4 protein-coding genes and 1 rRNA gene are annotated in these 5,898 nt (G+C 31.6%); 2 read left to right on the forward strand and 3 right to left on the reverse strand.

The window, feature by feature from the left end; all coding sequences use genetic code 11:
• Nucleotides 1-154: 154 nt before the first annotated feature.
• Nucleotides 155-275, forward strand: a 5S ribosomal RNA gene (gene rrf / locus K8N75_RS07870).
• Nucleotides 276-438: 163 nt separating this feature from the next.
• On the opposite strand, the gene K8N75_RS07875 is transcribed toward rrf, so the two are convergent.
• Both K8N75_RS07875 and K8N75_RS07880 read right to left on the reverse strand, forming a co-directional pair.
• Nucleotides 439-690, reverse strand: a complete 252-nt coding sequence (locus K8N75_RS07875) for a hypothetical protein (RefSeq protein ID WP_223791540.1) — start codon at nucleotides 688-690, stop codon at nucleotides 439-441.
• 369 nt (nucleotides 691-1,059) lie between these two features.
• Entirely contained in the window at nucleotides 1,060-2,955 is a 1,896-nt protein-coding gene (locus K8N75_RS07880; RefSeq protein WP_223791541.1) for a MutS-related protein, read from the reverse strand.
• A 340-nt stretch (nucleotides 2,956-3,295) separates the two neighbouring features.
• Between K8N75_RS07880 and K8N75_RS07885 the strand changes: the two genes are divergently transcribed.
• On the forward strand, nucleotides 3,296-4,123 hold the full coding sequence (locus K8N75_RS07885) for a sulfite exporter TauE/SafE family protein (RefSeq protein WP_223791542.1): 828 nt from the start codon (nucleotides 3,296-3,298) through the stop codon (nucleotides 4,121-4,123).
• Nucleotides 4,124-4,158: 35 nt separating this feature from the next.
• Here K8N75_RS07885 and K8N75_RS07890 read toward each other — a convergent pair.
• The coding region (locus tag K8N75_RS07890; protein WP_223791543.1) for a tetratricopeptide repeat protein at nucleotides 4,159-5,898 on the reverse strand (1,740 nt) is incomplete at its 5' end.

The raw sequence follows: 5,898 nt of genomic DNA on the forward strand, positions 1-5,898 counted from the left end.
GCCTATGGGAACCCTTTGACGCTGCCGGCCATCCTTATTATAACAACATATACACATTAATCAAATTTGTAAGAAAATAAACATTACCAATAAATTTATTAGATTTTTTTAAATAAAAACAATTTAAAGAAATTAAATAAATGATTATCATTGGTGCGGCGGCCATAGCGGTGGGGTTACACCTGGTCTCGTTTCGATCCCAGAAGTAAAGTCCTCCTGCGTTTTTGGTTGTACTGTGGGTTAGCGCCTATGGGAACCCTTTGACGCTGCCGGCCATCCTTATTATAAATTAATTTTAATTACATACTTAACAAGAAATTTTATTTTTATTTATCTTGATACAAGATCCTAACAGAACTGTTGGATATACAATTATTATTTTAGTTAAAATTTCTATTTATGATCCAGTATATTTTGCACATTTTTTTATATCAGGGACTATAATAAGTCCTTCATTTGGATCACCAAGTTTAAGCACTGTTTTTTTAGGTATAAAAAACCAGTTAAAACTAATAGTCCTGCATCTAATTCCTGCATTGTTAAATTTGCAGGTATTCTAAAAAATTTGCTTAAACTGGATACAGGGTCATCATAACCCAAGAGCTTTTGACTGGTACGTGGATGGGATTCAATAACATTATATTTTTGTTTAAGTAGTGAAGAAATTCTAATTCCCCTCATGGTTAACATCTTCATACCCTTGAATGTCAGGGGAAGTACACGACCATAACTACGTATATCTCGTTCTGCCTGTCGAAAATGCCCTCCAACAGCACAATTACATTCTTTCTCAAGACAGCAACGACCTTTTGGAAGGGAAAGTGGTGCATCTATTATAATTAGTGATGGTTCCAGTTTTTATCTGACAGTTTTAAAATCTCTTTGTCAGTATGGTGGATAAACTAAATTTATCACCATCTAAAATGCAGATACCCGTTTCATTTTCTTCTTTACCAGCAAGGTCTATACCTAATATTCTCATTTTCATAAACCATCGGATAATTTATTTATTTTGATCAATTCTTAGGGAATAATATATTTAAATTAAAAAAAGTGAAATTAAAATTTTTCTAAAACTTGTCTGTAAATATTCTTCAACTTATTATCATCTGATTTTTCATACATTCTTCTTAATATTAATTCCGGAGTACTCCTTGCAAAATAATCCATACGAGGTGTTCTATCAACTATGAGATTATAATTTTCATCCAAACCTTTAGCTTCTATTCCATCCACTCGGACATCTGTATATTTCAATATTTCTCGGGCCATATGGGTTACAATCACGGCAAGGGAATTGGAATCACTTATGAAATCCATGAAACTGGATATAATTTTTACAGCTGCTTCAAGTTCGGTTATGGCTTCTAATTCATCTAATAATATTAATTTGTCGGTATCTAGAGTAACTATGGGCATGAAAGTTCTTAAAAATGATTCGAATGCGCCGGCATCTAAGGAACGTTTTTTGGAGAAAAAATAAACTTCATCAACTATTTTAACACGAGCTTTACTTGCACATACAGGAAGTCCCATCTGTGACATTATACAAATTTGGGCTATTGTTTCTAGAAGAGTTGTTTTACCTCCACTATTTGCTCCTGTTAAGAGCACAACATTATTCGGGGATTCGAGTGTATAATCAATTTTTTGAACTTCTATACTATTTTCTAGTGCAAGATTTAGATGTATTCCATTCTGGAAGCTGAATCCATTTCCAAGTTCAGGTGGATTTAGATTATAGTAATGTGCAAAACAGCCAAGTGCAAATTCATAGTCAAAGAGTAAAATCTCATGTATTTCTTCTTCCACTATTGGTTTCATAGTTGAGAGTGTTTGAGCTGCTTTCACATTTTCTTCATGTGCATTTACATATTTTTTGGACATTTCCTGCTTTTTTATCCTTTCAAGTTCTTCATTATCAATTTCAATTGGATATTTCTGTATGAAAGGATCAAAAGAGCATCCAGTATTTTCACGAACTTCTTTTCTTGCTTCGGTTATAACTTCATCGAATATTTCTTGTATCTTTTTAGGCATATCCTCGTTTAAAAGGTCTAATATTTCATCGCCTTTGAGATCTACTTTTTTAATCGCTTCTTTAAGTTTTAAATCCGCTTTACGTTTGGATGATTCCACTGCATCTTCAAAAATTGCTTCATCTATATCATCGGATTCCAATGAATCTATAATTTCAATAACATCTCCCAGAATAGAATCATGCCCTAATATTCCTTTTATTTTAAGGGCGTTTTTTATTATTGGATAATTTTTTTTATAATATGATAAAACAACTTCTGGAACAATTTCATACATTTCTGATGAGTTATTTACCATTGCAATGTTCTGGGATTCAAACTCCATTAATCCCTCGCTATATACATAAACAATGAATTCAAAGTCTTCAGGATTTTCAAGTTCATCTCCAGTTATAATTGGGCAGTAACTGTTAAGACCCATATCTATAAGTTGGTGATAATCATCCCGTGTCTCAACCAATATTGCATTTGATGGATCATACAATGGTTTTGGTTCTTCCAGGGAATCTATTTTTTTAAGTAAAGATCTTAAGTCATCTAATGGTAGCTTGACCACAAAATGCTTGGCTTTCATAACAAAATCAATGTTTTCCATGATGCTCTTTTGATTTTTAAGAGGACTCATTAGAAGTATCCTATTTTCACAATACTTGGTATTGGCGAACTTAAGTATCCTCTCTATTATATCATCGTATACTTGAACAGCCTGATCAGTTTTCAGAAATTCTTTACTGGGATTGCCTAGGATAGTGTTTATTATTTGAATTGCTTTTTTCTGACTTACTCCTTCTATACTTGTGATACGGTCTACTTCGTAGTTTTGAACTGCTTCAATAAATTCTTTCTCACTGCCAAAGTTTGAAAGTATTTTATCTGCCTGACGACTGCCTATCCCTTTTATTTTCTTTAAATCCAAGCTACCACCGTTTTTATAAAATTCTTTATCTCTTGATAATTTATACTATTATTATCCCATGTATAAATGATTTTAGAGTCAATATGAGAAGTTTGATTCTTCTTTATGAAATTTATTATTTTCATTGTATTAGTTAGATTAATTTTTGTATATTTAATGGAATCTTTTTAATATTTTAAATGATTTTTTATCTAATATCCGTAAATATATTGAATTTATATTAAACTATTTAATTATATTTTTAAATTCTAATTGGAAACTTTTAATTTTAAATAAGATCAATTATTTCTACCGATATAGGAAACATAATTTTTGATAATAGTAATTGATAGGAGAGAACATGGATTTTTTATTATACATAGTTGCATTGCTTTTTACAGGTGTTTTAGTTGGTTTTACCTCAGGACTACTAGGTGTGGGTGGAGGTTTCATAATGGTACCTGTTCAGTTCTTTCTACTTACATCGTTGGGTATAGATCCAACTACTGCAATCAGAGTTGCTTTTGGAACTAGCTTGGCTGTGATTCTACCTACTGCAATTAGCGGGACAATTGGTCACAAGCGTAGAGGTGCAGTGTTAACAGAACCAACTGTATTTATGGGAATTTCGGGAATAATTGCGGCATTTATCGGTGGAACCCTTGCATCTAACATTCCGGGGGAGTATTTAAAAATAATTTTTGGAGTTTTAGTTTTAGTTGCAGCTACATGGATGTTAGTAGCTAAGTATCCGGAACATGGTTCTGAACCAAAAAAGGGAATTTTAAAATATTTAATAATTGGTTTTATAGCAGGTATTCTTTCAGGACTTCTAGGTATAGGTGGAGGGGTTATATTGGTTCCAATTTTATCTATACTAATGGGCTTCAGTATGCATCGTGCTGTTGGGACTTCAACAGCAGTTTTAATCTTCACATCTTTGGGGGGAATTATTGCATATACGTTAAATGGTGTAAATATTAGCGGACTGCCTCCTTATTCCATTGGATATGTCAATTTAATACAGTTGATTACACTGAGCATTATAACAGTCCCTATGGCTCAACTTGGTGTAAATGCATCTCATAAGATTCCTGAAAGAGAATTAAGATATTTATACATTGCGGTTATGTTCTACATAGGTTTAAAGATGATGGGTATATTCAGTTGGGTAGGTATTCCATTATAACTAAAAATAACAGATCATGGATTTTCTATGGTTTATTAATCTAAAAGACGCATGATTCTAGAAAGTGGTGGTGTTGGATCGGAAGATTCCCAAGTTGCAGATGAAGCAAGTTCCAGATAATTATCAAATTTTTTCAGTGAATTGATATTATTTTTAAGGAAGCTTCTGGTATCAACAGCAAAATCTTCATTTTTATAACATGGATTCAGTTCCATTGCCTTTTCATAACAAGTCTTTGCTTCTGGAACTTTTCCAATTTCAAAGAATATTATTCCAATATCTAACCATAATTCGGGCTGATTTGGATCAAAATTTAAAATCTGATTGTAACAAGCTGCTGCCTTCTGTAATCTTCCCATAGTGTAGTATATAAGTCCCATGTGTTTCCAAGCATCAATGAAATCTGGATAGATATAAAGAGCTTTATCATAATATGTTAGTGCATTTTCAATTTTCCCAAGGTCATAGTATAAATTTCCAATATTGAAACATATATACGCATCGTCAAGATCTTCCATTTCAACAGGTAAAATTCCTTCATTAACAGTTTTAACAAGTATTTTGTTTTCGAATTCTTTGATTTCCATTTGTTTTTGTGTTTTTTCTATTTGTTTTGCTATATTGGTGTGGTATTGGATGTTATGTTCGTTTAGAAGCTTTTTTAAATGAGTTATATGATCCTTTGGTTTTGGATAAATTTTTATAAGAATTTCTAAGTAATCTCCAATGGTTTCTGGTTTTTGGATCATTAATTTTTCTCTGAACTCCAAGTATTCCTGGTTTTTTATTTCCTCTTGTATAAGCCAGATTAAATCATCCAAAGAAAATTCCATTTTTTTATAGGTTAATAGTTCTCTGAATTTCTGCACATTACCTAATTCATAGTTGGTCCGTGATTTTTTTACAAATGCTTCTATATAAATATATTTTCCATTTGCAATCATCAAATCCCTATTTTCTTTCAATTCCTTCATTCGAAACCCTTTAAGAATTGAGGGAGAAGCATTTTCAACAAAGTTTTGTGTATCATTGGCCAGTATTTTATTTTCAAATTCTTTGATTTCCATTTGTTTTTGTGTTTTTTCTATTTGTTCTGCTAGATTGTTGTTGTGTGGGATGTTGTGTTTATTCAAAAGCTTTTTTAACTGGTCTATATGATCCATTGGTTCTGGATAATCTTTTATTAGAATTTCTAGATAATCTGTCAATTCAATTGGTTTTTGGCCCATAACTGTTTTTTTAAATTCTAAGTAATCCAGATTTTTTATTTCTTCTTTAATGAGTGAGAGCATTTCTTCATCAGAAAATTCCAAGCCTTTGTATTGAAGTAACTCCCGGAGATTCCGGATATCTGTAAATTCATAATCATAACGTGATTTTCTAATAAACCCATCAATGTAATTGTATCGTGAATTTTTTATAAAATTTTCAATGTATACTTGGTAACCCTTTTTTGTAAGTTCTGCCTTTTTAGCGTCCATATCAGATATTTCAGTTGGAACTAATTTCTCGATAATTTGTTCATCATCTTTTAAATTGAGAATTTCTTCTTTCAAATCTTGATCTAACTGATTATTATCCTGGATTGATGATTTAATTTCATTTGGTAATATATTTTTTTCAATAACATTCAATTCTCTTATATGGTTAAGTGCAATAATGGCTTTATCCTTTATGTCGCGATCTTCACCCTTCAAATCATGGATAAATGGATCCACAACAATCCTTCCGAGTGCTGTTATTGCTTCTTCTTGTATGGTTTTATCTGGGTCTTG

The organism is Methanobacterium spitsbergense, assembly GCF_019931065.1.
In the GTDB taxonomy this organism is placed as follows: domain Archaea; phylum Methanobacteriota; class Methanobacteria; order Methanobacteriales; family Methanobacteriaceae; genus Methanobacterium_B; species Methanobacterium_B spitsbergense.